This window comes from Paraburkholderia caledonica (assembly GCF_000383275.1).
GTDB classification, from domain to species: Bacteria; Pseudomonadota; Gammaproteobacteria; order Burkholderiales; family Burkholderiaceae; genus Paraburkholderia; species Paraburkholderia caledonica.
This window is the reverse complement of record NZ_KB911034.1, coordinates 825429-849964: the sequence shown is the minus strand read 5'-3', so window position 1 is coordinate 849964 and position 24536 is coordinate 825429. Positions and strand designations below refer to the sequence as shown.

At 63.7% G+C, this 24536-nt stretch carries 25 protein-coding genes and 1 tRNA gene; 12 read left to right on the top strand and 14 right to left on the bottom strand.

The annotated features are described in order from the left end of the window. Positions 1-66: 66 nt before the first annotated feature. On the top strand, positions 67-492 hold the full coding sequence (locus H281_RS0103915) for a hypothetical protein (protein ID WP_020065778.1): 426 nt from the start codon (positions 67-69) through the stop codon (positions 490-492). A 35-nt stretch (positions 493-527) separates the two neighbouring features. Here H281_RS0103915 and H281_RS0103910 read toward each other — a convergent pair whose 3' ends face one another. Both H281_RS0103910 and H281_RS34300 read right to left on the bottom strand, forming a co-directional pair. After that, complete coding sequence (locus H281_RS0103910; RefSeq protein ID WP_020065777.1) at positions 528-1658, bottom strand: enoyl-CoA hydratase/isomerase family protein; 1131 nt, start codon at positions 1656-1658, stop codon at positions 528-530. A 140-nt stretch (positions 1659-1798) separates the two neighbouring features. After that, positions 1799-2716: a TetR/AcrR family transcriptional regulator gene (locus tag H281_RS34300; protein WP_020065776.1), complete on the bottom strand. Its 918-nt coding sequence runs from the start codon at positions 2714-2716 to the stop codon at positions 1799-1801. 136 nt (positions 2717-2852) lie between these two features. On the opposite strand from H281_RS34300, the gene H281_RS0103900 reads away from it, so the two are divergent. After that, positions 2853-3851, top strand: a complete 999-nt coding sequence (locus H281_RS0103900; protein WP_020065775.1) for an NAD-dependent epimerase/dehydratase family protein — start codon at positions 2853-2855, stop codon at positions 3849-3851. On the opposite strand, the gene H281_RS0103895 is transcribed toward H281_RS0103900, so the two are convergent. Continuing rightward, on the bottom strand, positions 3811-4095 hold the full coding sequence (locus H281_RS0103895; RefSeq protein ID WP_020065774.1) for a DUF1488 family protein: 285 nt from the start codon (positions 4093-4095) through the stop codon (positions 3811-3813). The genes H281_RS0103900 and H281_RS0103895 overlap by 41 nt on opposite strands. Before the next feature lie 205 nt (positions 4096-4300). Continuing rightward, entirely contained in the window at positions 4301-4585 is a 285-nt protein-coding gene (locus tag H281_RS0103890; protein WP_020065773.1) for a hypothetical protein, read from the bottom strand. 162 nt (positions 4586-4747) lie between these two features. Here H281_RS0103890 and H281_RS0103880 point away from each other — a divergent pair, with 162 nt between their 5' ends. Then, the gene (locus H281_RS0103880) at positions 4748-4939 is read left to right on the top strand and encodes a hypothetical protein (RefSeq protein WP_027804272.1); all 192 of its coding nucleotides are present in this window, start codon (positions 4748-4750) and stop codon (positions 4937-4939) included. 48 nt (positions 4940-4987) lie between these two features. Beyond that, positions 4988-5368, top strand: coding sequence for a hypothetical protein (locus H281_RS0103875; RefSeq protein ID WP_020065770.1), 381 nt, complete (start codon positions 4988-4990; stop codon positions 5366-5368). 99 nt (positions 5369-5467) lie between these two features. Here H281_RS0103875 and H281_RS0103870 read toward each other — a convergent pair whose 3' ends face one another. After that, on the bottom strand, positions 5468-5806 hold the full coding sequence (locus tag H281_RS0103870; RefSeq protein WP_020065769.1) for a DMT family transporter: 339 nt from the start codon (positions 5804-5806) through the stop codon (positions 5468-5470). 4 nt (positions 5807-5810) lie between these two features. After that, the gene (locus tag H281_RS0103865; RefSeq protein WP_027804271.1) at positions 5811-6308 is read right to left on the bottom strand and encodes a heme-degrading domain-containing protein; all 498 of its coding nucleotides are present in this window, start codon (positions 6306-6308) and stop codon (positions 5811-5813) included. Positions 6309-6633: 325 nt separating this feature from the next. Between H281_RS0103865 and H281_RS0103855 the strand changes: the two genes are divergently transcribed. The 7 genes from H281_RS0103855 (at position 6634) to H281_RS0103825 (ending at position 12186) form a co-directional block, all read left to right on the top strand. Further along, a tRNA-Met gene (locus tag H281_RS0103855) sits at positions 6634-6710 on the top strand. 285 nt (positions 6711-6995) lie between these two features. After that, positions 6996-7541: an NUDIX hydrolase gene (locus tag H281_RS0103850; protein ID WP_027804270.1), complete on the top strand. Its 546-nt coding sequence runs from the start codon at positions 6996-6998 to the stop codon at positions 7539-7541. 9 nt (positions 7542-7550) lie between these two features. Continuing rightward, positions 7551-8288 (top strand): leucyl/phenylalanyl-tRNA--protein transferase, encoded by a 738-nt coding sequence (gene aat / locus H281_RS0103845; protein WP_020065765.1) that lies wholly within the window; start codon positions 7551-7553, stop codon positions 8286-8288. 174 nt (positions 8289-8462) lie between these two features. Next, positions 8463-9284 carry an arginyltransferase gene (locus H281_RS0103840; RefSeq protein WP_020065764.1) on the top strand — a complete coding sequence of 274 codons (822 nt, stop codon included), beginning with the start codon at positions 8463-8465 and terminating at the stop codon, positions 9282-9284. Positions 9285-9437: 153 nt separating this feature from the next. Continuing rightward, on the top strand, positions 9438-10460 hold the full coding sequence (locus H281_RS0103835) for a quinone-dependent dihydroorotate dehydrogenase (protein ID WP_027804269.1): 1023 nt from the start codon (positions 9438-9440) through the stop codon (positions 10458-10460). Between the two features lie 158 nt (positions 10461-10618). Further along, positions 10619-11413 (top strand): cystine ABC transporter substrate-binding protein, encoded by a 795-nt coding sequence (locus H281_RS0103830; protein WP_020065762.1) that lies wholly within the window; start codon positions 10619-10621, stop codon positions 11411-11413. Positions 11414-11526: 113 nt separating this feature from the next. Beyond that, positions 11527-12186 (top strand): amino acid ABC transporter permease, encoded by a 660-nt coding sequence (locus tag H281_RS0103825; protein WP_020065761.1) that lies wholly within the window; start codon positions 11527-11529, stop codon positions 12184-12186. 28 nt (positions 12187-12214) lie between these two features. On the opposite strand, the gene H281_RS0103820 is transcribed toward H281_RS0103825, so the two are convergent. The 6 genes from H281_RS0103820 to H281_RS0103795 form a co-directional block, all read right to left on the bottom strand. After that, complete coding sequence (locus H281_RS0103820) at positions 12215-13177, bottom strand: Gfo/Idh/MocA family protein (RefSeq protein WP_051120890.1); 963 nt, start codon at positions 13175-13177, stop codon at positions 12215-12217. A 309-nt stretch (positions 13178-13486) separates the two neighbouring features. Beyond that, positions 13487-14227 (bottom strand): FadR/GntR family transcriptional regulator, encoded by a 741-nt coding sequence (locus tag H281_RS0103815; protein WP_020065759.1) that lies wholly within the window; start codon positions 14225-14227, stop codon positions 13487-13489. A gap of 296 nt (positions 14228-14523) precedes the next feature. Beyond that, positions 14524-15141 carry a flavin reductase family protein gene (locus H281_RS0103810; RefSeq protein WP_020065758.1) on the bottom strand — a complete coding sequence of 206 codons (618 nt, stop codon included), beginning with the start codon at positions 15139-15141 and terminating at the stop codon, positions 14524-14526. Next, entirely contained in the window at positions 15116-15985 is an 870-nt protein-coding gene (locus H281_RS0103805; RefSeq protein WP_027804267.1) for a class I SAM-dependent methyltransferase, read from the bottom strand. Before H281_RS0103805 ends, H281_RS0103810 begins: the two co-directional genes overlap by 26 nt. A gap of 134 nt (positions 15986-16119) precedes the next feature. Continuing rightward, a complete protein-coding gene (locus tag H281_RS0103800; RefSeq protein WP_020065756.1) occupies positions 16120-18012 on the bottom strand; it encodes a serine aminopeptidase domain-containing protein in 1893 nt (630 codons plus the stop codon). Positions 18013-18166: 154 nt separating this feature from the next. Further along, on the bottom strand, positions 18167-19132 hold the full coding sequence (locus H281_RS0103795; RefSeq protein ID WP_241077829.1) for a glycosyltransferase family 2 protein: 966 nt from the start codon (positions 19130-19132) through the stop codon (positions 18167-18169). Between the two features lie 232 nt (positions 19133-19364). Between H281_RS0103795 and H281_RS0103790 the strand changes: the two genes are divergently transcribed. Continuing rightward, positions 19365-20822: an oligosaccharide flippase family protein gene (locus tag H281_RS0103790; protein WP_020065754.1), complete on the top strand. Its 1458-nt coding sequence runs from the start codon at positions 19365-19367 to the stop codon at positions 20820-20822. Positions 20823-20937: 115 nt separating this feature from the next. Here the strand turns inward: H281_RS0103790 and H281_RS0103785 are convergent, their stop codons facing one another. Continuing rightward, entirely contained in the window at positions 20938-22092 is a 1155-nt protein-coding gene (locus tag H281_RS0103785) for a glycosyltransferase family 4 protein (protein ID WP_020065753.1), read from the bottom strand. After that, entirely contained in the window at positions 22089-24533 is a 2445-nt protein-coding gene (locus H281_RS0103780; protein WP_027804266.1) for an NHL repeat-containing protein, read from the bottom strand. Before H281_RS0103780 ends, H281_RS0103785 begins: the two co-directional genes overlap by 4 nt. Between the last annotated feature and the right edge of the window lie 3 nt (positions 24534-24536).

Genomic DNA, 24536 nt, shown 5'->3' with positions numbered 1-24536 from the left:
CGCACGTTTCCAATAATCCGGTGCGGGCAACGCGAACCACGCGCCTGTACCCTGGCGGTGCAATGCATGCAAAAACTCATCCTGCCGTTCGTCGCCGGTTTTCTGGCTTCTCTGTTCTTCCATGAATCGACGCTGGCGCTGCTGAATGCAGCCGGTGTTATCGACAAAAGCGGTTTTTCGACTGCCCCGTTTCTACCGCTCGGCCTGCCCGAGTTCATTGCTAACGCAATCTGGAGCGCGTTCTGGGCCGTACTCATGGCGTGGCTCTTGCGCGTGGCTCCCGAGCGACGCGCGCCGTGGCTGCCCGCGTTCGTGTTCGGCGGCATCGTGTTGACGGCGGCAAGCGTGTTCGTCGTGGATCCGCTGCGCGGCATCTGGCCAAGCGGCAACATGCTGCCGCGCCTCGCCATGGGCTTCGCCGCGAACGCAATGTGGGGCTGGGGCGCACTCGTCTTCATGCGCGCCTTCATGGCGAGCGAAGAGGTGGATTGAGTCGGTCTGGGCGGTTCGTCGCGTCCGCCCGCGCCTTAACCGTGCAGATCCCGCAACGGATGTTCGTAGGCCGGCCACGGGCTTTCGAACATTTTCGCGACATCGGCGGCGCTCACGTCCTCAATGCGCGCGAAGCGCCAGTGCGGCGCGTTGTCCTTGTCGATAATGCGCGCGCGAATGCCTTCCACCGCGTCGCCTTGCAGGAAACTCGAACGCGTGAGATCGAGATCGCCGCGCAGCACTTCGGCCATCGAGCCTTCCGCGCGCGTCACCACCTCCAGCGAAACAGCCATGGAAAGCGGTGAGCGCTCCCGCAATACGGCAATGGTCTGCTCGGCCCAATCGGCGGTATCGCGATCGCACTTCTGCTGAAGCGAGGCGAGAATGCGCGGCACGTCGGGAAGCGCAAAATGCCGGTCGATCAACCGCCGCGCGCGGGCAAGCGGCGACTGCTCCGGCTGCGGCGCGACCTGATAAGCGCGGCTTTCCCGCTCGACGCACGCAACCACGTCCGCGCCGCGCTCGAACAGTTCGCTGCGCAAGATGTCGATGAGCGCGGGCAGCGCGGCATCGTCGATATAGAGATCGGCGAGGCCGGCGTACAACGCGTCGGCAGCGCCTATCGCTTCGCCGGTCACCGCGAGATAGCGGCCGATCGCGCCGGGCGTGCGGGCAAGAAACCAGCTAGCGCCGACATCCGGGAAAAGGCCGATGCGCGTTTCCGGCATCGCCATTTTTGTCGACTGGGTAACGACGCGCAGGCCGCCGGTCCGATGCGCGCCCTGCGAGATGCCCATGCCGCCGCCCATCACGACACCGTTCGTCAACGCGATGTAGGGCTTCGGGTAAGTGAAGATTGCGTGATTGAGCCGGTATTCCTCGATGAAAAACGCGTCGCGCGCTTCGTGTTCGCCACGCTTCGCCGACTCGTAGAGGAAGCGGATATCGCCGCCCGCGCAGAACGCGCGAGGATGCTGGCTGCGCACGACGACCGCAAGCACATCGGGATTTTCGCGCCAGTCGTCGAGCGCGGCGTGGATCGCTCGGATCATGCCGAGCGACAGCGCGTTCAGCGCCTTCGGCCTTTCAAGCTCGATGAAACCGATGCAGTTGGCTACGTAAGTCGCGACTTCGTCGCTAGCTTCGGGCAAGGCGGAAAGAGACATGAAAGACGACGCACGGCGGCGCAAAGACGTGGAAACCCAACGTTATCACGGCCCGCGACTCGGGGTCGGTTTGGGGTGCAAGGCGCAGCCTTGCGCGACTTCGGGTGGGACCGTCGCCAAGGTAGGCGGTGACTCGTTGCCTAACGCGCCTTCTTCGCTGCGCGACGCCGGGTAGCCGCGGGTTCTGCGCCCGGGCCATCTTGCACCTCGGATGGCGCCTCTGCTTGCGCCTCTCCTTGACCCTTGACTTGCGCATTGTCCTGCGACGAACTTTGCGCGCCCGCGGCACCGGTCCTCTTCCTGCGAGACACCGCCCCGTTAGCGTTCGAGCTTGCGATGCCAACTGGATCTGCATCCGCAGCGACACCGCCCGCCCCAAGCCAGGTGTCCATTGCGATTCCCACAACGGTGTCGAGCGGCGCCGACGGAAAAACCGGGCACGTCAGGTGAAGCGCGACGATGCCATGCAACGTCGCCCAGAAAGCGTCGGCCCAGACCCTCGGATCCACCGATGCAGCAAGACGCCCCGCCGCTTTCAGCTCGTCGAGTGCGGAAATCATGAATTGCAAGGCCGCGGCGCCCGGATCGTCTTCCGTGCCGGGCTGCTCCGCCTGAACCCGCGTTTGCGCCTCGCTTCCAGTTGACGGGTCGGATTTCGACGGGCCGGACACCGCGGCGGCCGCCTTCGCACCGAGCGCCGCGCCGGTATAGCTCGGATCTTCCATGAAGATCAACCGGTACGTTTCCCGATGAGCGACGCCAAAGGCAACATAAGCCCGCCCCATTCCCTTGAGCCGTTCAGCCGGGTCGGCAATGCCCGCGAGCGGCTCGAAGGTCTGCAGCAACTGCGCATAGCCTTCCTCGCACAGCGCCCGGGCGATCTCGTCGCGGCTCGCGAAGTGCAAATACAGCGCGGCGGGCGAATACTCGATCGCTTCGGCGATCTTCCGCATTGAGAGCGCGGCAAAGCCTTCACGCATCACGATATGTCGTGCGGCTGCAAGGATGCGTTCCCGCAACGCCTGCTTCTCCCGGTTCTTTCTTTCAGCGATTCCCATGCGAGGCATTTTCCAGTTGACAAACTGAAAAGTCAAATTAAACTGAACACCGTTCACTGAACACTGTTCACAAAACATTGACCAATCAACAGCTGGCGTGCATCGAGGCGCGCCGCGTCACCTGGAAGGTACCGTCATGCACAACGAAGGAAAGGTCGGCCTGTTCGGAGCTGCCGGCGCCGCCGGCCGGATCATCGCGGCATCGCTCGGCGCGGCAGGCCGCGACTACCGCGTCGTCGGCCGGTCGCGGGAAGCGCTGGTCGCCGCTTTTGGCCACGATCCGCACGCGGAGATCGTCACGTGGAATCCGGACGATCCGGCTTCTATCAGCGCCGCGGCAGAGGGGCTGCAGAGCGTCGTCTATCTGGTCGGCGTGCCGTACGACCGCTTCGCCGAGCACCCGCCGCTAATGCAGAAAACGCTCGCAGGTATCACGGCAGCGGGCGTGGAACGCTTCATTCTGATCGGCACCGTCTATCCCTACGGTCGTGCGGGCAGCAATCCGATCGCTGAAGACCATCCTCGCGAGCCGCACACGTTCAAAGGAAAAATGCGGCTCGCCCAGGAAAATCTGGTGTTGCAGGCGCACGGAAAGAACGGACTGTCGACGCTGGTTCTGCGGCTACCGGATTTCTACGGCCCGGGCATCGAGCGCAGTCTGCTCAACGGCGTATTCGAAGCTGCCGCAAATGGAAAGCGCGCGCAGATGATCGGTCCCGTAGATGTGCCGCACGAATTCATTTACCTGCCGGATATCGGAGCCGTGGTCGAGACGCTTACACGCACGCCCGAAGCGTATGGGCGCTGGTGGCACCTTGGCGGCGCGGGCACCATCACGCAGCGGGAAGTGGCACGGCAGGCTTATGCACTGGCAGGCGGCCAGCCGAGGCTGATGGTGGCCGGAAAGACGATGCTGCGCGTGCTCGGCCTCTTCAATCCGCTGATGCGTGAGCTAGTCGAGATGAATTACCTGATGACCGAACCGATCGTGCTCGACGACTCTGCGTTGACGAAGCTGATCGGTCCGATCGCGAAGACGTCTTACGAGGAAGGTATCCGCCAGTGCATGGCCGCCGCGCTCGGTTCTGCTCAGCCTAGCGAGCCGCGTTCCCAGGCGGAAAGTGCCCGCTCTTGAGCAGCACAGGCGTGCCGTTACTGATCTGCAAGTGTTCGCGCGCCACGGCTTCTATGCGCGGGCGTCCGGCGTCGAATGCGCGCATCCAGCCTTCCAGGTCTTCGGAATGTGCGCCGAAGTGGTCTTCGAGCGCCTCGACAGAGATTGCGCACGGTACGGGCTCACCGTCCACCAGCGCGGGAAAGACAACGGTCAGATTGGAATCGCGGTAGGCTGGCGCGCCCTCGGGAAACCTGATTTCCATGGTCGCCTCATCAGAAGTATCCGGCACACAACCGGAGCCCGCGAGAACCGGCCGGCCCCGGACGACCTGAATATGGTACTCGCGCGGCCGGACCGCGGTCCACCCCGCCGAGGCGCCGGAATCGCGAGATGCGTCGGCATGAGTTCGCGCGCGGGCTTGCTCGTCAGGTGCCCTCATGACCTACCTCGAAGCAGACGTTCGCCGGTCATGACTGGCCTCCCAGCAGACGGTCGACGTAATTACGCGCGGCCTGTTCAACGTAGGCGAGCGCCTCTTCTTCGCTGCCGAACCGTTGCTGATCGCCGAGATCCAGTAGTGTCTCGATCCGGTGTGCATCGTCCGGACCAAGCTGGGCCAGGCTGACCGAGCCGACGTAGGTGCCGGCGGTGCCGTCGGTGCCGCCCGTGCCCTGGTCGCTGGACGCCGGCACGAGGCGCGCGGCGGCACTGATGTAGTAGCCGCGGTAAGGGCCGCTGACCCGTTCAGCCATGTTCGTTCTCCTCGTTGCAATAGATCAGGTAAGGCGCGCGGCGATCGAATAAGTTCTGTACGTTTTCACGGTTGCACTTGTCGGATCCGTCGAGGTCGAACCGACTGCACGGCACGTTCCGTGCTGTTGCAGTGCCTCCATTTCGAGTTCAGCGAGCGCAATATGGGAAAATATTTTCTGCAAGATCACGAACTGCCCGAGCCGGATGCGGCGAACAAATGGTTTGCGTACGCCGAAAGCCATGATATCGACATCGCGAAAGCCATCAGCATCTGGGAAGACGCGGCCACTGAAAGCGGCGCCGAAAGCCGCCGCCTCGTCAGCGCGGCGGGCATTACTGTCGAAACGCCCTGAGCTTGCGCCTGCGCTTGGCAAGCCAACCGATCAAAGGAAACAATCACGATGCATTTCATGACGCAACGGCCGCGCCGAAGTCATTCACCGCGTGGCAGCGCGCGGGCTCTGCTGCGCCACACGTCCCTTCTTCTTGTATTCCCGGTGGCAGTTGCGCTGGGCGCGGGCGTGGCGGGGTGTGCGTCGTCGAACACGACGTCACTCATCAATCTGCCGAACGGCCAGACCGGCTTCGCGGTCAATTGCAGCGGCGCCGACGCCGGTTCGAGCTGGGCCTCGTGCTATGTGCAGGCGGGCAAGGCGTGCGGCGCGACCGGCTATGACATCGTGTCGAAAGACAACGACGAAGGCGGGACCGCGGGCGGCAGCGTGACGAACGTCGTGTCGGCCAACGTCAAGAACCGCTCGATGATCGTCCGCTGCAAGTAGGAGCCGAGGAGAGCCGACGTCACCGGCAAGCCCCGGCAAAGCTCGATCGCATGTACAACGGATCCAGCCAGAGCCTTCGCGGTGACTCGGGCTCGCGCTTCAATGTGCCTCCATCTTCGAGAACATGTTCAGCACGGTGACGCCGGCAATGATCAGCCCGAGCCCGATGACGGCCGGCACATCGGGCACTTGCCCATAGAGCAGCAGCGCAACTAGCGTGATCAGCACGATGCCCGCGCCCGACCACACGGCGTAGACGATGCCGACCGGAATGCTCCTGAGCGTTAGCGACAGGCAGTAGAAGGCGACTCCGTAGCCGAGTACCACTACCGCCGACGGCACGAGCCGCGAGAAACCGTCCGACGCTCGCATGGCGGAAGTGGCAATCACCTCGGCCACGATCGCGATACCAAGCAATGCATAAGGCGGCAGCCGCATCGGCTCAGACCTTTGCAAGCGCGAGCTTGCTGTAGTCGTGACCGAGGTGCGCGCAAAGGGCTTCCACTACGAACTCATGATCGGCACGCTGGGGCAAGCCGGACACCGTGACCGAACCGATCACGCCCGCGCCCGCGACCGTCAACGGAAACGCGCCGCCGTGCGATGCATATTCGGCGGCGGGCAGACCGTGCTTGTCCGCGAGCGTGCTGCCGGCCTGCTGCATTTTCAGGCCGATCGCATACGAGCTGCGCCGGAAATGCGCGACCGTGTTGCCCTTGCGGCGCGCCCAATCGACGTTGTCCGGCGTCGCGCCGTCGAGCAGGCTGAAGAACAGAGGCTGACCGAACGTGCGCACGTCGATGGCGGCAGGAATGCCGCGCGCTTTCGCGACTTCATGCAGATAGGCGCCGATTTGCCATGCGCGGTCAGCATCGAATTGGGGGAACACAAGCGCGTGTTCCTGAGCGGCAATGATCTGCAGGTCGTGAGCGATGTCCATGAAGTTCCGGGAGCAAAGTGTGAATGCGGGCGCGCCGTCGTGCATTCGCGACCGACTCGGTGTGAATTCGTCGTGAGTCTCATTCGTCGTAAGTCTCGCGCAAACGACATGACGGCGCGCCGGGAAATTCCGATTCTAGCGCAGCGTCTTGGAGCGGCCTGGCGCGATGCGACGCCGCCCACGCATCGCGCGACGTTTCGCTGAAGGCGCACGATGAGTGCGAGTGATTGCCCGAAGCCGCAAGCGGGAAGCCGCCTGCTAAACGACTAGCGCCTGGACTATTGCATCGTCCTCTGATCTGGTCTATAATCTTTTCTTCGACGGACGCGGGGTGGAGCAGTCTGGCAGCTCGTCGGGCTCATAACCCGAAGGTCGTAGGTTCAAATCCTACCCCCGCAACCAAAAGCTGGAACGTCGAAAATAACATTGAAGGCTTGCCAAACCGGCAGGCCTTTTTTGTTTTGCGCGGCCGTTTTTTCGAGTCGATATCTCTGGCATGGGTCGATGCCCGATGAACACCCGATGATCTGCGTGATCAAGCACACGCATACGCCGCGCATAAGCGCACGCACGCCTCCTCACCCCGCCCGCTCGCCGGCGCCGCCCTCATCACGCGTCACCATCTCTGCGCACGGTAAAACGCCGCCCCAGTGATAAACTCCTAGCACTCTTTCTCGTGCCCTTCCTATGAAATTCTGTTCTGTCTGCGGCCACGGCGTCAGCTTGAGCATTCCGCCGGGCGACAACCGCGAGCGCTTCGTATGCGGCAGTTGCGGCACGGTGCACTATCAGAATCCGCGCAACGTCGTCGGCACCGTTCCGGTCTGGGACGACAAGGTGCTGCTATGCCGCCGCGCGATCGAACCGCGCTACGGCTACTGGACGCTGCCTGCAGGCTTCATGGAAATGGGCGAGACAACGGCGGAAGCCGCTTCGCGCGAAACGCTCGAAGAAGCCGGCGCGCGCGTGGAGGTACAGAACCTCTTCTCGCTGCTGAACGTGCCGCATGTGCATCAGGTGCATCTTTTCTACATGGCGCGCCTGCTCGATCTGGACATTGCCGCGGGCGAAGAGAGTCTCGAAGTCAAGCTCTTCGAGGAAAGCGACATTCCGTGGGACGAGATTGCATTTCCCACCGTCGGACAAACGCTGCGCTTCTTTTTCGCCGACCGCGCGGCCGGCAGCTTCGGCCTGCATACGGGCGACATCTTCCGCTCGCTGCGCGAAGGCTGAGCGGCGCGCATGGTTCCCTGGCTCGGACCCGACGATCCGTTTCCGCCCGTCGAGCGCGCGCTCGGCGCGGCAAGCGGCGCTCCGGGCCTGCTTGCCGCAAGCGGCGATCTGCTGCCGTCACGCCTGATCGACGCGTACCGTCACGGCATCTTCCCGTGGTATTCGGACGGCCAGCCCGTGTTGTGGTGGAGCCCCGATCCCCGCATGGTCCTGCGTCCGGCCGAGTTCAAGGTATCGCCGTCGCTGCGGAAAACGCTCAAGCGCGTGCTGCGCGACGACGCGTGGGAAATCCGCGTCGACCAGGATTTCGCTGCCGTGATGCGCGCCTGCGCGGAGGCGCCGCGGCGTGGCCAGCGCGGCACCTGGATTACTGCGGACGTAGTGGAAGCCTATTCGTCGCTGCATCGCGTGGGAGACGCGCACAGCATCGAAACATGGTTCGAAGGCGAGCGCGTGGGCGGCTTGTACGGCGTCTCGTTCGGCAAGATGTTCTTCGGCGAATCCATGTTCGCCAACGTCACGGACGCCTCGAAAATGGCGCTGGCCGCGCTCGTCGGGCACTTGCGCCGTCACGAAATAGAAATGATAGACTGCCAGCAGAACACGTCGCATCTGGCGTCGCTCGGCGGTCGCGAGATAGCGCGCAAGGCATTCATCGCTCATGTTCGCGCGTCTGTCGACGCACCGCGCATTCCCTGGCGCTTCGACAAGACCGTGTTGCTCGATGTGCTCGCGCGAGCGGCGTAGGAAGAATCAGGCCGAATCCGGATCCGTTCAACGAAACGCGCGGATCGAGTGCTGCACAATGAGCCGCACCACGAGTTGCGCATTGAGCTGCAACACGCTTTGCAAGAGATCTGCAAGACAAGTTGCAACGCACGCCGGGTTTGCATTACCAGAGATGCTTCGAGAGCTGCCAACGTGACTCATCCTAACGAGCTGCCTCTTTCTCCGCTTTCGGCGCTGCAATTTTATGCAACGGCGCCCTATCCCTGCAGTTATCTCGACGGGCGTATCGCACGCTCGCAAGTCGCGACGCCCAGTCACCTGATCAACTCGGACGTCTATACGGACCTCGTCAAGGCGGGTTTCCGGCGTTCGGGCGTGTTCACCTATCGGCCCTATTGCGACGGTTGCCGCGCATGCGTGCCGGTGCGCGTGCCGGTCGACAGATTCGAGCCGAACCGCACGCAGCGGCGCGTCTGGAAAAAGCATGGCGGCATGATCGCCACCGTCGCGCCGCTTCACTACGACGAGGAACACTACGCGCTCTATATGCGCTATCAGTCGGCGCGACATGCGGGCGGGGGCATGGACCGCGACAGCCGCGACCAGTACGAACAGTTTCTGCTGCAAAGCCGGATCAACTCGCGACTCGTCGAATTCCGGGAACCGCTGCCGGACAACCCCGAATCGCCCGGTCTTCTGCGCATGATCAGCATGATCGACATTCTCGGCGACGGGCTCTCGTCCGTGTACACGTTCTTCGAGCCGGGACTGCCGCATACGAGCTTCGGCACGTACAACATCTACTGGCAGATCGAGCAGGCGCGCAGCCTGAAGTTGCCGTATGTGTACCTTGGGTACTGGATTCGCGAGAGTCCGAAGATGGCCTACAAGGCCAACTTCCGGCCGCTCGAAGGTCTGGTCGACGGCGTATGGCGGGTGCTCGATCCCGAAGGCGCAGATCTCCCGCAGGCCGACGCGGCGTCGAGGGGCAAACGCGGGCCGCTGCTGCCTTAGGTGCCAACTTAGGTGCCAACTTAGCTGCGGACTTAGCCGCGGCTTAGCTGCAGACTCAAGGAGGAGCGCGACGCCTGCTCCGCCTTATCTCATTGACACCGCAAAGCCGGTAAAATAGCGGGTTCCCATTTTTTGGCCGCCCGGCTCCGTCCTGTGTTCAGTTCCCTCTATCCGCTTATACGCGCCCAACTCTTTCGCATGGACGCGGAAGACGCTCATCACCTGACCTTGCGTGTGCTCGGCGCCGCGGGCCGCACCGGCCTCGCCGGCGCGCTCGCCGCGCGCGTGCCGGACGCGCCGCGCACGGTGATGGGGCTGACGTTCCGCAATCCCGTCGGGCTTGCGGCAGGGCTCGACAAGGACGGCGCGTCGATCGACGGGCTCGCCGCGCTCGGCTTCGGCTTCATCGAAGTGGGCACGGTCACGCCGCGCGCGCAGCCCGGCAATCCGCGGCCGCGCATGTTCCGTCTGCCCGAGGCGAATGCCGTAATCAACCGCATGGGCTTTAACAACGCGGGCGTCGACCAGTTCGTGAAAAACGTGCAGTCCGCGCGCTATCGCGGCATTCTAGGACTGAACATCGGCAAGAACGCCGACACACCGATCGAACGCGCCGCCGAAGACTACCTGTATTGCCTCGAACGCGTCTATCCGTTCGCGAGCTATGTGACGGTCAACATCTCGTCGCCGAATACGAAGAACCTGCGCCAGTTGCAAGGCGCTGGCGAACTCGACGCGCTGCTCGCGGCGCTCAAGGACAAGCAGCAGCGTCTCGCCGACATGCACGGCAAGCTGGTGCCGCTCGCGTTGAAGATCGCACCCGATCTCGACGACGAGCAGATCAAGTCCATCGCCGACACGTTGTTGCGCCACCGCTTCGAAGGCGTGATCGCGACCAACACCACGCTGTCGCGCACCGCCGTCGCAGGCATGCAATACGGCGACGAAGCCGGCGGCCTGTCGGGCAAGCCGGTGTTCGACGCGTCGAACGAAGTAATCCGCAAGCTGCGCGCCGAAGTCGGTGAGGCAGTGCCGATCATCGGCGTGGGCGGGATCTTTTCCGGCGACGATGCGCGCGCGAAACTCGCCGCCGGCGCCTCGCTCGTTCAGCTTTATACCGGCTTCATCTATCGGGGACCGGCGCTCGTCGCCGAATGCGTGCAGGCGCTTCGCTGACTCGAGGCGCGCGAACTTAGGCACGCGAACTCAGGCACGCGAACCCAGGCACGCGGCGGCCGGGTAATACAGGCATGAACAAACGATATTTAGCGTTCGACAGTCTGCTTTGTTAAGCTTTCGTCCGCTAAAACGACATACGAACAAAAAGGAACACAATGCAACTCGGGTTGTTGAAGAAAATTTTCGTCGCCGCTCTGATCGGCGCTTCGTTCACCGCGGTCACGGCCCATGCCGACGACCTGCTGGATCAGGTCAAGCAGCGCGGCACGCTGCGCATCGGCCTCGAAGGCACCTTCCCTCCGTTCAATTCAAAAGCGCCGTCGGGCGAACTGGTCGGCTATGACGTCGACATCGCCAAAGCAGTGGCGGCGAAGCTCGGCGTGAAGCCGGAATTCGTCACGACCGAATGGAGCGGCATCATTGCGGGTCTTCAGGCCGGCAAGTTCGACGTGATCGTCAACCAGGTCGGGATTACGGATGCGCGCAAGCAGGCGCTCGATTTCTCGCCCGCTTATACGTACTCGGCCGCGCAGCTGATCCAGCGTAAGGACGACACGCGTCAGTTCAAGTCGCTCGACGATCTGAAGGGCAAGAAGCTCGGCGTCGGCCTTGGCACCAACTACATGGACATGGCGAAGTCGGTGCCGGGCATCGACGTGAAAACGTACCCGGGCGCACCCGAATATCTGCGCGATCTGGCGGCGGGCCGTCTCGACGCGGCGCTCAATGACCGTCTGATGCTCGCGTATCTGTTGAAGAATTCGCAGTTGCCGCTGCGCACCGGCGCGAATGTCGGCGCGGGCAACCCGTCGGGCATTCCGTTCAAAAAGAACAATCCGAAGTTCGCCAAGGCAATCGACGACGCAATGACGCAGCTCGAAGCGGACGGCACGTTCGCGAAGATCTCGGACAAGTGGTTCGGCATCGACGTGAGCAAGCCGATCAAGTAACCGGCTCTGCATGAAACGAAGGGCGGCTTCTCCGGAATGCCGCCCTTCGCACTGTTGCAGCACGCGCCCAGCCTGGGCGATGTGCGTCTCGCGCGCCAAACCGAGCACCGCTCATGTCAACCACTTCCCTGCTCGTTCAATCGCTTCCTGTGCTCGCGCAGGGCGCTGTCCTCACGGTCAAGTTCGCAGTTCTGTCGATGTTCTTCGGCCTGATCGCCGGCGCCATGCTTGCGCTGATGGGCGTGAGCCACAGCCGCACATTGAACTGGATCGCACGCATTTACGTGAGCGTGATGCGCGGCACGCCGCTCCTCGTGCAGATCTTCGTGATCTATTATGGCTTGCCGAGCTTCGGCATTTCGCTCGACCCGACGCCGGCCGGCGTGATCGCGCTGTCGGCAAACGTGGCTGCATATCTGTCGGAAAGCATGCGCGGCGCAATCCTCGGCATTCACCAGGGGCAATGGCTCGCCGCCTACAGTCTCGGACTCTCGCGGCGCCAGACGCTGCGCTATGTGATCGCGCCGCAAGCCCTGCGCATTGCGGTACCGAGCCTGTCGAACAGTTTGATCAGCCTCATCAAGGACACTTCTTTGGTCTCCGTGATTACGGTGACCGAACTGCTGCGTAGCGCGCAGGAAATCATCGCATCGACGTATCAGCCATTGCCGCTGTATCTCGCGGCGGCGGCAGTCTACTGGGTGCTATGCCAGATACTCGAACTGCTGCAACGCTGGTATGAACGGCGGCTCGCGTTGCCCTCCAGGCACTGAGCACTGAGCACTGAGCGTGCAGCCGGCGTCATTCGCCCGCAAATCTAAGCCCTAAGGCTGCACGCGCCGCATCCGCCATTGCGATCATCTGCAACGACTTGCTGTGCGGCATTACAGGACTCTCGATCTGTCCCGCCCGAATCAGCTCGCAGAAATGCGCGGTCTCGTAGTTCAGACCGCCGCCTTCGAACGGCTCGTCGAGCTCGATCACGCGACCGTCGGCGTAGCGGATAGTCGCACGCGACGGGTTCCACCACGGTTCGTGAATCGTCACGTGCCCGCTCTTCGCCATCAGCAACGCGTCGCCCTTGCCGTGCAGATCGAGGCCGCAGAAGAGTTGCGCGATGCCGCGCTCATGCTGGCTGTTCAGGCTCGCGAACGTATCGACGCCGGTCGAACCGAGGCGCCCGAGCGTTTGCACGTCGAGCGGCGCGCCCAGCCAGTCGACGGCGAGAAACATCTCGTAGATGCCGATATCGAGCAGCGCGCCGCCCGCATGCTCGAACGACAGCGAAGGGTGATCGTCGGGCACGCCCGGCACCGAACAGCCGGCCCGCACGAGCCCGACTTCGCCAATCGGATCGTCTTTTAGATGCGCCTGCAACTTTCTGTACAACGGATAGAACGGCGGCTTCATCGCTTCCATGAAGAGGCGTTTCTCGCGACGCGCGGCGTCCTGAATGCGCTCGAGTTGCGGCCTGTTGATCGCGGCGGGCTTTTCGCACAGCACGTGCAGGCCGGCTTGCAGTGCCGCGATGGCGTAATCAGCGTGGCTGTCCTGAACGGTCGCGATATAGAGCGCGTCGATTCCGCTGGCGAGCAGCGCATCGAAGCTCGCGCAGAGCCGGCCGCCGAATTGGTCGGCGAAAGCCTGCGCCGGCTCGGCACGGCGCGACCACAACGCCGCAAGGCGCGCGTTCGGCACATAAGCAAGCCCTTGAGCGAACCGGCGCGCAATGCGGCCCGTACCGACGATTCCCCAACGGATCATGCCGTCCGATGGAATGGCTTGTGTTGCGTCGGTGGTGGCTTGCGTGGTGGCTTGCGTGGTGGCGTTAGTGGCGTCAGCGGCGGCGTTTGCCGGGGCATGTGTGCCCGCGTTGATCACAGCGTTTGTCACGATCACCTGGCGTCCCTGCGGTTAAGAGCAAGGCGCTATTGTCGCGCATGCCGCCCGCAAGTGAGTCGACCTAAGGGAAACACAACACGCCGGTGACGCTGCAAGCCTGACCGTCAGCCAATCGGCGCGCCGCTGCGGCAACGCGCGCAGCAGCGCCAGAAGCCACACGTCGGCCCGGCGTTATCCCGCGTTTCCGCCATGCGCGGGCGGGACCGGCGGCGCTGCGGCGAAGGTGCCCGCGATCTCTTCGGTCGTGAAGTCGATCATCGCCATCGACGCAAGCTCGGCTTCTTTAGGATCGCGCCGTTCTATCGCTTCGACCACGCGCCGGTGCGAATTCACTGCGCCTTCCCACATCCCTTCTCTCTCGTTCACGATCGGGTTGCCCGTCGCCAGTGCGCCGCGAATGATCGCCGCCATCTGCTTGAAGAACTGATTCCCGCTCGCGACGACGATGCGCGTATGAAAGAGTTCGTCGGCTTCCTGATACCCCGGTTCGGCCGGACGGATCACGCGAAACGCCTCGAACGCGTCGCGCACCGCAGCGATGTCGGCCGCGCTGCCGCGCGCCGCGGCCTGCGCCGACGCCCGCGGCTCGATCAGAATGCGAAACTCGATCACGTCGCGCAAAAACAGCGGATCGGGCTTCGCGCGAAAACGCCAGTTCACGACGTCTTCGTCGATCATGCGCCAGTCGCTCATCGGCCGGATGCGCGTGCCGATCTTCGGCCGCACATCGAGCATGTCGCGCGCGAGCAGCATCGACAGCGCCTCACGCATGACCGTGCGGCTCACGTCGAATTCTTTCGACAGCACGTCTTGCGGCGGCAGTATCGCGCCGTACTTCTCCTCGACGATGCCCGTAACGAGCCCGTCCATCACCTTGCTGACCAGTGATCGATCTTTGTTTCCCTGTTCCATGACCCTCTCCCCGAAGCGGTGTTCGCCCCCGCGTAGCCTGTTGATAAACCGACGTTCTTTGTGTGTTTTATCGTCACGTGGTGTTCATCCACGATACGTTGCTAGCTTCACAACGGTTACGCCAGTTGGGACACTTCCTGACAGGGTTATCCCTCTGAAGAATTGTTTCTTCTATGTAACGCGCTACGTGCCAAAGGGCCACAAGCTTGCGTTTCAAGCATGCCTGCGGCCTCGACTTTGCATCGTGCGACGACGCACGTTGAACGATAAATTGTCTGAACCTAAATGGTCTCGAATCAGTCATGGCTTTTTGCATACGGTGGACCCGGTTCAACGTGTTCGCAGTGCGCGGATGCGGGCAATGCATGCGTCGGTGCCGGTGTCGCAAGGCGCGAACCGGCAACCGATCCATAGCGACCGCCGAAGAAAATGAGCGGAGCGTTTTCGCCCAGCGAAAACACCAACACCTCGCCGACGAACAACGTGTGGTCGCCGCACGGATGCCTGTCCACCACGCGCGCTGCGAAGCGGGCTGCCGCATGTTCGAGAAGCACCACGTCCGCAAGTCCGTCGACGCCGGTAAAGCACGGCGCAAGCCGGCTCTGCGGCTCGCCCGCGAAGTGCCGGCTGTGCGCCTCCTGGGCGTCCGACAACACGCTTACACCGAACACCGCGCAGCCCATCAGGCGCTCGTGCATACGCGCGCTCTGCCCGACCGACACCACGATCAGCGGCGGCCTGAGCGAACCCGACATGAAGGCGTTCGCAGTCATCGCGTGCAGACGTTCGCCGCTGCCGCTCGAGATCACGACGACGCCGGTCGCGAAGCGCCCGAGCGCATGCCGGAAGCCGCGCTCGTCGAAGTCCGCGTCTGCTGCGCGCGGCTCGTCAAGCCGAAGTGCGTCGGCGTGCATGGCCGCTCTCCTGATCGAAGCGATATGCGCCAGGCGGCTTGTGCGCGATGAAGTGAAACCACCAGGCGCCGCTGTCCTCTACGTCATCCGGAATGCGCCTGCCGTCGCAACTGGCGAACACCGCATCGCATTGCAAGCCCACCTGCGCGAGTTGCCGGCGCTGTTCGCGAAGCGTCGTGTAGACGATCACAATGCCGAAGTTGTGAGCCGCTGCTGTCTTGACCGAGTAACCGCCGTAGTCGTGGTTCAGCTTGACGTTACGCACGTAGTTCAACGTGCCGAGCTGGAAGCGGCGAAGTGAGCGCAGCGTGCGCCAGCCGAGTTTGAGCGGATTGGAGGTGAACTGCGGCAGCAGTTGCCAGATGTTCTCGCGATAACCGGGGCCGCCGCGATTGTGCGACGAGAACAGCACATAACCGCCCGGCCGCACCACGCGATTCATTTCTTCGAGGATCTTCACGCGACCGTCGTAGTCCACGCAGTCGATACCGTTCCAGCTAAACGCAGCCAGCCCGTAATGATTCGACGGCAGCTCCGACATGTCGCGCGCATCCATATGGCGCAAGTCGCGGCCGGGATAGCGCGACCTCGCAATGTCCAGCAGCTTTGGCGTATAGTCGATGCCGGTGTAGTCGTTCGAGATTGCCAGCATCAACGCAATGGTGCGCCCGGTGCCAATGCCGATGTCGAGCAACGGCGTTGCCGCGCAGCGCGGCGCGAGCCACTGGAACGCGGCCTCCTCGCCGGCGTCGGAGAAGGTATTGCCAGCGGCGAAAACGCGCGCCGCGTCGCGCGAATTCCACGCCACGCGATTGATGCGGTCGAGGTCGGATTGTGTATTCACGGCACTCCTCCAGCGTATCGGAGTGCGCCGCAAAAAGTGATGAAGGTCGGCTTGCCAGACGGCGCACTGGCGAGCAGATCGAGACAGCGCGCCGCGAACGCCGAGGCGCGTGGCACGCTGTCCCACGAGTTTCATCACGCTTCTCCGGTTAGGCGAAATGCACGCGCATGCTTGACGAGCCATTGCGCCGCGCGCGTACGGGGCCCGCTGCAACGCTTCGCGACAGTTTCGCCGGCTTCGAGCCTGGCGGCAGCAGACTGCTCACCGAACTGGCTGCGATAGAAGTCCTCGAAATGCGACATCACGTTTTCCTGCGCGCTTGCGGACAGAATTGCGTGGTCGGTGCGCTCGCAGAAAACCACGCGAACGCGGTTCAATCGCTGCAACCTGATGCCACGCACTCCGAAGTATTTCTCGAGTTCTTCAACGCCTTCGTCCAGCACGCCATAAAGAAGGCGCGTCTCAACGCCGCGCGCATCGAGCGCCGCAAACGGACGACGCTCCTCGTTCGCGCCAAGCTGCAGTCCGGTGATTCGCTCGATCCGATCGGCCAGCGTCGCGCGTAAAAGCGCCGCAACACGGGTCGCCAGTTCGCGCGCAACGGGCCAGCCGCCCGTCTGCCCTTTAACGACGCGCAGCCATTTGCGCGGCTCGCACATCGAGCGAAGATAGCTGCGCGTCGAACCGATCGCCGCGACTCGAACGGTCGGCTTGCCGTTTTCATCGCAGATGTTGCGCCACGTGAATTTCTGCAGATTAACGAGCATCGCGCCCGTCACCGCGGGCTCGCGCGATGCGGCATGGAGACCGACGTAGGCGCCCGCGCAGATGCCGAGCAGCACGGCACCGCGGTGGCCACGCGCCGTGAGCCAGCGCGCGGCGCAGGCGGCATCATCAGCCCCGCTCTGCGCGTAGAGCGCGTCGAGCGTGACCGCATCGAGCGAAGGCTGACTGTCGCCGAGTCCGCCGAGATCGACGCGAAGCGAGGCAATACCTTGCCGTGCGAGACGCCGCGCAAAACGCACGCCGAGCCGCGCGTTGCCGATTCTGGACACTGCGCCCGTGTTGACGATCAGCACCGCGGGGGCACCTGTGCTGCCACCGCTCGTCGCTGAATGAGAATGAGGCACGCAGTAGATGCCGAACAGTCTGCCGTTGTCGATCGATACGGGCGTTTCGGTCACGCCCGCTTCGACAATGTGGCCTTCCGCATCGCCTGCATATGCACTCACGCCCGACACCGCTGCCGGGCTGCCTGTCGAGTCTCCCGCCAGCCAGTTCTCAATCGACTCGAACGCCGCGTGCGGTATCTCGCTGTCGAGCGCCTCCATCATGAACTTGCTGTATTCGTCGAAGCTCTGGCGCTCGACCTCGACACCCTGCTCCCGATAATGCGCGACCAGCGCATCGACGCGTGTCGCGTCCAGCGAATCGAGCACCAGCACCCGCCTTGCTGGTGACGGCGCATCGCGCCGCAGATCGACCGCACGCAAGCTTTCGATGGTTTCGCGATAGAGGCGAAAGCCGTACGCCTCGACGAACTCGTCGGTGTCCGGCTCGGGCGTGCAATCCATTGCCGCGGGCATCGACAGCCATTGACGATATCCGGCACGCAACTCACGCTGATAATTTTTGCCGGACAGCACGGGCGAGAGGAGCACAAGACCGTCGACGTCGCCCAGTTCCTGAGCGGCAAGCGCGGCGAGTGTGCCGCCCAGCCGCAAGCCGCACAAACTCACGTGCTCGATGCCCGTCGATTGCCGAAGCAACGCCACGGCCTTCCTGATGCTGTCGATCCACGCGCGCCAGAGGCCCGGCTCGCTTGCATCGCCCGCGGAGTCGCCCGTGCCCGGATAGTCGAAGCGCAGCACCGGGACGCCGCGCATCGCGAGGCGCTCGGCGAGCCGGCGCATGCCGCGATAGGTGCAAAGCGCGTCGTAGCCGAACGGGTAGCAGAGCACCACGCCATGCGGCCCGGCTGCGGGATGCAACCAGCCGAACTGGCCATCGAAGACTACTGGCCTCACGCTACGCTCCTCACAAGTCTTCTTTTGGGCATTACAGCAAAGCCCGCCCCTCGCCTCTGTACGCCCTGCCACATTGCCTCGGGCCGCATTGCTTCTGCCACACTAACCCCGCCAATTCGCATCCCCACACGCGCCGTGCTGCCAGCCTGCCGACTCAACCGCCAGGCGGCATGCGTGCGCCGAGCGTCGAGCGTGTGGCAAGCAGCAAGTGGTACAAAAAGCGCGCGCGCAGCCGGTCGCGCAACGCGTAATGCTTCGACAGCAGCACGCGCCACGCCGCGCGCGCGTCGCCGGCGCGCGCATACGCGGAAGCGGCGCGCGGTGCGACGCGCCGCAATGCATCGTCGCGCGCGGCATGTGCGGCGGCGGGCACATCGCTCGCGCACAACTGCGCGAACGCGTGCATCGCAGGCAACGCATGCGTCGAGATCGACAAGGCCGTCTCGCGCGAAATCGAAACGAACTCGTCGACAAAGCAAACGGCTGCCGCCTCCACGCACAGGCGCAAACCGAAATCGAAATCGCACGCTTCGCCCACTTGCGCCGCGAGCCGATAACCGACACGTCGAGCGGCCAGCGTATCCACCAGATAGCCGTTGTTCGGGAACATCTGGTCGATGCCGGCGAGCGCGGGCACGGCGAGCCGCCCCGCACGCTCAGGAACGCGGCGGTAGTCGCGATTGAGCCGCGCGGTGGCTTCGGGCCGTGGCGTGCCGTCGTCGGCGATTACGCGCTGTTTGCCGAATGCGGCGGTCAATTGCGGATCGGTGCGCCAGCACGCATCGAGCGTACTCAGCGCATGCGGTTCAAGCAGATCGTCGTCGTGCAGCAACACGAGCCGCGCGCCGCGCGCGCGAGCGAAGAGGCGGTTCACATTGGATGCCTGCCCAAGCCTCGGGCGGTTGCGTTCGTAGCGGATCGGATGCTTCGCGCGCGCCCGGCAACGCTTGACCATCTGCGCTGTGCGCTCGTCACTCGAATCGTCGCCGATCACGATTTCGAACTCGCCGTATGTCTGCGCTTCACAACTTTCAATGGCTTCTTCGAGCAGACCCGGTCGATTGCAGGTCGGTATGCAGATCGAGATGAGCCGCGGGTTCAATTCTTTCGATTCCTTCACGCTGTCCTCGCGATGCCCGTTCACCGGCCGTATGCGGTCGAAGCTGATTTAACCGCGACGCAGAGCTCCCATCTGTACGCCCAGCCACACACGCAAGCGGCACACAAGCGCAGTATCTAACCCAGCGACAAGCCGACGCCCTCGCGCGGGACGCGCTCGTGGGTGCGGCTGCGCACCGACAACGCCCCGTACTAACCGCACCATTGCACGACATTCCCGCGGACAGCGCACCATGGAAAGAAGTATCGTCAGGAACATCGTCATCAACTTTGCAGGAGCGATCGCTCCGACGTTCATTTCCCTCGTCACGGTGCCCGCCTATATTCATCTGATGGGCGTGGAACGCTATGGCGTCATCAACCTGGTGTGGACGCTGATCGGCTACTTCAGCGTACTGGATCTCGGCACGAGTCTCGCCACCGAAAATCAGATCTCCAAAGCGCGCGCCGCTAACGACGACTCCCTCGAACGCATTTTCTGGAGCGCGTGGTTCATGAACCTCGGCACCGGCATCGTGGGCGGGCTCATCATTTACGCGGGCACGGTCGTCTACATCACGCATGGTGTGAAGATCGAGCCGACGTTCCAGCGCGAGGTGATGGCGAGCTTGCCGTGGATTGCGGTGGCCGTCCCCATTGCCAATGTGTCATGGGTGTTCGCGGGCGCGATCAACGGAGTCGAACGCTTCGCGAGCTTCAACGTTAATCAGACGCTAGGGACCGCGCTCTTCCAGTTGTTGCCGCTCGCGGCGATCTTCTGCTTCTCGCCCTCGCTTGCCGTGGTCATTCCGGCCGCGGTTCTCGCACGGCTCTTCGCCGGTTTGATGCTGGGTGCCGCGGCGTTTCGTGCGATCGGCATTCGACGCGTGCGCATGCCGCAATGGCGCGTGATGGCCGAACTGTTCCGTTATGGCCGTTGGATGCTGCTCTTTTCCGGCGCCGGCATGATCGCGTCGACACTCGACCGCGTGCTGGTCGGCGCGCTGCTCGGCGCGAGCTTCGTGACTTACTATGCGACGCCGCAGAACCTGATCACGCGTCTGAACCTGCTGCCCGTCGCGATGGTGCGCACGCTGTTCCCACGCTTATCCGCCGTGTCGCGCGCGGACGCGGACGCGATCGCGCATAGCGCGCTCGCGTTGCTGAACGGCGCATTTACGCCTTGCCTGATCGTCGCGATGTTCGCGCTCAAGCCCTTCCTTGTCGTGTGGCTCGGGCCGACGGTGGCCGCTGCGGCACCTGTCGCGTGCGTGCTGATACTCGCCGTGTGGCTCGGCGGCCAGGCTGGCATTCTCGGCATACTTATCCAGGCGCAGACCAGTCCCGCCGCTATCGCGGGCGTCAGTTGGGCGCAACTGCCTGTGTTCGCCGGCGCGCTGTGGTGTGGCATCCACTGGTTCGGCATCATGGGCGCCGCTGTCGTGGTGGTGTCGAAGGCGCTGTTCGACTACGGCGTGCTGCTTCACTTCGCCCGGCTGCACGTGGGCTCCATCGTGCGCAATATGGTGGTGCATCTCGCGTTTCTGCTGGTAGCACTCGCGCTCGCCGAGTCGATCAGCGCGCCGTCCTCACTGATTGCCGCCGCGCTCGTGCTGGTGTGCGCAAATCTGGCTTTGTCGCTGCACGGCTCCAGCGAATTGCGCGGCCTCGTGTACAAGCTCTGGACCAGGCTGACCTTATCGGCAAGCTGAAGTCCGATCACATCTTCACGACATATCGCGCTGGCCACGGATCATTCGTGGCCGTTGCGCTGACGAAATCACGCAGACCCGGTAAAAAACGCCCGCCGTGAGCGCAACGCCGCGCTTACAGCGGCGCCGAGTGGCTCACACGTTCCGCCATGCCGACGCGAGCTGCGTCGATATCGCGCGTGGCAATGGTGGCGAAGCGGCGCGGCTGGCAACTCGCAAGCGTGCGTTCGTAGATCGCCAGATAGCCGTCGCTCACGCGCTGCACGCTGAACTTCTCGAGATCCTGCACCGCGCGTGCGGCCAGTTCGGCGCGCCTCGCCGGATCGGTGAGAAGCCGCTCGAGCGCGTTTGCCAGCGTAGCGGGATCATGCGGCGGCACGAGCACACCCGCCTCGCCGCCGTCGAGCATCTCCGGAATGCCGCCCACGCGCGTCGCGACGATTGCGCATCCCTGCTCGCGCGCCTCGCATAGCACGAGGCCCGCCGGTTCGTTGTGCGAGGCCAGCACGAACACATCGGCCTGCGCGAGATAAGCCCGCGGATCGGCAATGAAACCTTCGAAACGCGCATGCCGCGCGACGCCGAGTTGCGAGGCCAGTTGCTCCATCGCGGCGCGGTCGGGGCCTTCGCCCACGAGATACAGCATCGCGCCGGGCACGCGCTCACGCACCGCCGCAAACGCGTGCAACAGGTCGCGGATACCCTTGCGTTCATACATGCCGGCCAGCGTCACGATGCACGGATGAGTCAGTAAAGGTAAGCGCGGCGCGATCGCGTCGGCGAGCCGCGGCGTGCCGAGCGCACCATTACGCACGACGCTCAGGCGCGACTTCGGAATACCGCGCCGTTCCATCGCGACGGACACCGCTTCGCTGACAGCGACAACGCGGTCGCCGACACGCATCATGGTCGCGCTCTTCTGGAATTCGTTGTGCACCGTCGTTACCAGCACGAAGCGTCGCCGCGGCACGCCGAAGCGCGCGATCAGCGCGCCCGTCATCATGTGTGCATGCACGACGTCAGGGTCGATCTGCGATACCAGCCTGTTGAAGCGCGCGACCATCGCCGGCACACGCAAAGGTCGCGGCGATTGCGGCAACAGCACATGACGCACGCCGTGCCGCGCGAGCAGTTCCTCGAATCCGCCGCCTCCCGAGGCCACCGTCACGTCGTGTCCGGCGCGCGCCTGCATGCACGCGAGATCGACCATCACATTGACGATGCCGTTGCCCACATTCAGCGCGTGATTGGCGAGATGGATGATTTTCATGATTTTCCTGCAACGTCGATGGAGTTGCGATGAGCAGCCGCGAGAGCGGCCGTTGACGGCGTGAACCGGTACATCAATGCCTTGCCGTGTGCGTCTTCTTCGACGAATACGAGGTATTCGCCCGACGCGAGACGATGCGCGGTGACAGGCATCGGCACGTCGGCCCAGCCGCTCGCCGTGCCGACTTCCTTGCCCGGGGTCAGACGGCCCGCTTCGCGCCCGCTCGCGCGGTCATAAATCCGCACGGCTGCGCTGCGCGTTTCGACGGCGAAGATGTAGTCGCCCGCCACCGCAAAGCCGTTGATCGAGAGCCATTCGGGCGGACCGCGGTCCGGCAGGTCTATCAGATAGCGCAGTACCGGCTTGCCGGTTTTCCAGTGGTCGTAGCGGGCAAGCTGTGAACCGGCACTATTCCAGTTGTCCTGAACAAACGGCCGCGCGCGCGTCGAGCCGGAGACAAACAGTGTGTCGTCTTCGGGAAAGTAGTTAAGCCGAGCAACGCGGTAAAACGGCGCGGGCACTGCGTATTGCCGCATCGCCGCGTAACGGTAAATTGGATTGCCGATGCGGTCGAATCCTTGCAGCGGGAAGCAGCGAATGCCGGCCGCCTCGGTGCCCTGCCAGACGTCGCCGCGACTATCCACCCACCAGCCTCGCATTGCGGGCGCATCGGCGCCGTTGCTGTTCTGATCGAATGCGGCATGGGAGAAGTCACCCGCGCCTGTCATGTCGCGCCAGATCCACTCGCCGCGCGCCGGCTGATTGCGCGGCCACGGTCCGTCTATGTGCGATTGCGCGAACAGCCCCGACGGAATCGCCGTCTCGCGATCTTCGGCGAAACGATAGATGCGCAGATACGACGAATACATGTCAGTGGTGTACAGCAGCCGGTGCCCGTCGATGTCGCGCACCATCGGCATACCCCGCTGGCCGCCCAGGTACAGATGAAAGTACGGATCGTAGGGGTAGCGGAAACGGTCGGCGGTATAACCCGCATACGACCACTCGTTGCCAGGCGCGCGCGTGAGGTCCAGCGTGAAGCGCTTGCTGCCGCTGTACACGGACGGCGGATTGCCGTCGACGAACTGCGCGCCGTCGACGAACAGCAGCCCTTGCAAGCTGAAGCGCTGCCGTCCATCGGGCGTATAGCTTTCGAGCAACGCGCCGTCGTAGGTGCTCGGCCCGGTGCCATAAGAGCGCGGACCGGCACCGTTCATCGACACATAAATGTTGCCCGCGCGATCCACGCCTACGCCAGTCAGACCGTTGAAGCGCCGGGGCCCGGGCGCGCCCGCGCGCCCCGCGTAGATACCGCCTTTTTCGCCGAAGCTGGCCGTCAATTTCATGGCCGTTCCTTGCTGCATGTTGCCCGTCGACGTACTGGTCCGTGCGCTCGCGTCGCCGGTATAGATCAGGATCTGCTGGCGCACGCCGTTGTCCGCGATCAACAGGCGTCCGCGTGTGTCGACGGTCAGATCCGCCGGCACGACGCCTTCAGGCAACGGCAATTCGCCGATGACTGCCCCATTGCGCGCATGGTGCACCACGCGTTGCGTGCCGTCTGTGCGGCTGTTCTCCAAGACCCATAACGAACCGTCGGGCGCGAGCGCGAGGCGGCCCGGCTCACGCACCGGGAATGCGCCGATTGTCTGCATGGTCTGCGCGTCGAACACCTGCACCCGATTCTCGAGCGCGTTCGAGACAAAGAGCCGCGTGTCGTCCGCCGCCAGACCACGAATCGCGTAGTCGGCCTTTGCGGAATAAGTGGCGATGAGCAGGAACGCGAGGCGGCTGCCGGTGGGGAACTTCACCTGCCCGGCGAACGGTACGCCGTCGCGAATGTCCGCGCGGCTGCGGCGCGAGATACCGGTCCACACTTCCCCCTCGCGTGGCGACGGTCTGTGCTTCGCGGTTTCGTTGCCGAGGCTGACCATGGTTTGTGCGACGTACACATACTCGTCGTTCGCGGCAATCGCGTCGCCACCCATCATTCCCCAGCCATGAGTCTCGCCACCGTGACGCAGCAGCTCGCCATTGCGGTACTGACCGAGTTCGCCACCGGCCTCGTCCCATGGTGCATTAGTAAAGACGTCGCCTTGCGGCGTGACGGCGATCGCCTGGATGTCGATCTGCATCCAGCGCTGATCTCCGTAGCCCCATGTATTGCCGATCCATGAAGTTACATAGGATGGCGAATGATTCGCACCGGTCGCTTGTGCGCTGGCTGGGGAGATGCTGGCCGCAGCTTCGGTGTCTTCGGTCAACATCTTTGCAGCCGCGCGCGGAGCTTCCTGCTGGCCCGTAGAAACTCCACCGCCCGTCAATCGAGCACCGCCCGCGCCGTGCTCCGATTCGCCCGCCGCAAGCAGCACGACCAGCGGGAGCGCGAGAGCGCCCGCGCACACTAGCCGCTCGAATGTTTTGCGTGTGAGGCGTCGCATGGT